The 2,243-nt window shown below is 61.6% G+C and carries 2 protein-coding genes; both read left to right on the top strand.

Features of this window, described 5'->3' with window-relative positions:
* Positions 1-739 (top strand): hypothetical protein (locus tag M3436_20805; GenBank protein ID MDQ3566407.1); only part of this gene is annotated, 739 nt, incomplete at its 5' end.
* Positions 739-2,243, top strand: a 1,505-nt coding sequence (locus tag M3436_20800) for a hypothetical protein (GenBank protein MDQ3566406.1), incomplete at its 3' end; no start/stop codon positions are given. The genes M3436_20805 and M3436_20800, both read left to right, overlap by 1 nt.

Below are 2,243 nucleotides of genomic sequence, written 5' to 3'. Positions count from 1 at the left end.
AATCCCGGGCTGTTCGGGTGGCGGCGGTGGTGGGGACTGCGGGGCGGCAATACCGGCGGCGGTCGAACAACTCGGGGTCTCTGACGAGTACCTCCAGTCGATGCAGTCTTTGGGCATGGGCGAGTCGGGGATGGATATGGGGGCCGTCAACGATTACGACTCGAACGCCGCTGCCGGGACGCCCTCTACGGGGTGCTGGCAGATGATCCCCTCTACGTTCGAAGCGTATGCCCAACCGGACTGCATGGATATCAACGACCCGCTCTGTCAGGCGATGAGCTCCATTGCCTATCAAGAAGCCGTCCACGGCGGGCCGGTGTGGAATCCTGGGTACGCTGAAGGCGGTATCACGTCCATTAACAATAGACCCACCCTGCCGATCTTCCGCAACGGCGGGGTGGTACCGGGACGCGGCGGACGGCTAGCGATGGTTGATGGTGGCGAGCGGGTCCTGACTCCGCGCGATTCGCGCACTCTCGAAGCCCTGGTAGAGAACCCGGCGGCGCGATACGTCGATCGAGGAGCCGTAGCCGCCCGCGGGCATGATGCCAACGCGGAGAGGCCCAGCGCCGGCAGGCCGATACAGATCAACATCGGCGATATACACGTAGACGGTGGGGCACTCGCCGATCCTGAAGAGGCCGCTGGAAAATTCAAGGATGCGCTGGTCGACCAGCTCGCCACGTTGAGCCGGGAAGGTTTCTTGAGCGGAGCTAGAGAAAGCAGCGGGATCAGGTAATGACTACGAGAGATATACAACCGGCGAAGATAAAGGGCGATGTACTGCATCGTGGCTACGATGTTGGCTCTGACAACCTGTTCCTTGATGAGATTGTGGTTCCGGTAAACGGTTGGATTATCGGGGTGGCGACACGTGCCGGTGGCGATGGTGCTCCGGTGACTGCTTCGAACGTGATCTACGATGACCAACCACAGCCGCAACCGCTCGCGAGGCTCCCGGTAGAGACCTGGCCGGATGGCGTGGCGTACAGGCCGCAGACGCTCACAGTACCGCTTAGGGTGAGCAAGGGGCAGGTGTTGCAGGCTGGCTACTGGCGCGATCCCACGCAACGGACGCGACACGCCGTAGATCCGAACCCGGACGAGCAAGAACACCGTTCGGCTACCGTCTCTGGCATCACGCCGCCTGCTACGGTGGGCGCCTACACGGTTCTTACCGGTGCGCTACACACCCGTGTGACGCTTGTTGAGAACCTCGAACCGAGAATCCCAAGGTGGGATCGGACCCTATCTCCGGTGGGGAGCATTACCGATCGGGATCCGATCTTCGTCGCGCACTTCCGGCATCGCGAAGAGGATCGGCCGTACGACTACACAGATCTGGTGCAGTACCGCATTAAGGAGTTGCGCGGTCGTCGCAAGGATCGGGTGATCTTCTCTGGAGAGTTCGAGCCTACCGCAGAGGAGCAGGCCGCGCAGCGGTTCTACAGGAGGTTCGGTGTCAACCTCCCGGTAGATATCGAGATGGATTGTTCGATACGCTACCGTGACAGTTGGGGCGTATGGAGCCCGTGGACCGGGCCTCAACCTGGAGGACAGAACCCGGATTTCACGGTAACGAACGGCCCGGCACCGCCGACGATCAGCGCACCGATAGTCGGCGCGAAGCTGGCCGCGAGGAAGCCGGCTGAGTACCGGGGCTCGTACAGCTCTCCGATCGGCAATGCGTTCTCACGCGTCAGGGTGCAGATCTGGAACTCGATCGGGACGATTAAGCTCTACGACTCGGGCAACCTGCTCTCTACCGTGAACCCGGTAACGAGCGAGTGGGTGATCGGTTCGGGTTGGCACCCGGACCTAAACTACGGCTACCGCTACAAGCTCCGCGCACAGGTGATCGACTCCGGAGGGCTGCCGTCCTCGTGGGGCTACTTCCAGGACTTCACGATCAACTCAGCACCACGCGTGCCGCGTGGCTTGGTCCCGTCCGCGGGACAGACGACCGATAACTCGATCCTAAGCGCGGTTTCAAGTGATCCGGATGGCGACCCGCTCACCGGCGGGTTGTTAAAGCTTTTCGATATTACGAACAACGTACCCGTGTATGTCGGGCCGAGCTGGGCCGCGCGAGTCCCTAAGAACGTAAACGAATTGGTTACGCCGAGTACCAAGAACAGCTATCACTACAAGGCGCTGAATGCAGGGCGCACCGGTACGACGCAGCCGGTGTGGCCTACTGCAACCGGTGCCACCGTGCGCGACAACGTGGGCATGGCAGCCGT

Source organism: Pseudomonadota bacterium, from assembly GCA_030859565.1.
Taxonomy (GTDB): domain Bacteria; phylum Pseudomonadota; class Gammaproteobacteria; order JACCXJ01; family JACCXJ01; genus USCg-Taylor.
Note: the sequence above shows the minus strand (reverse complement) of the source record. Positions and strands in the feature narration are given on the sequence as shown.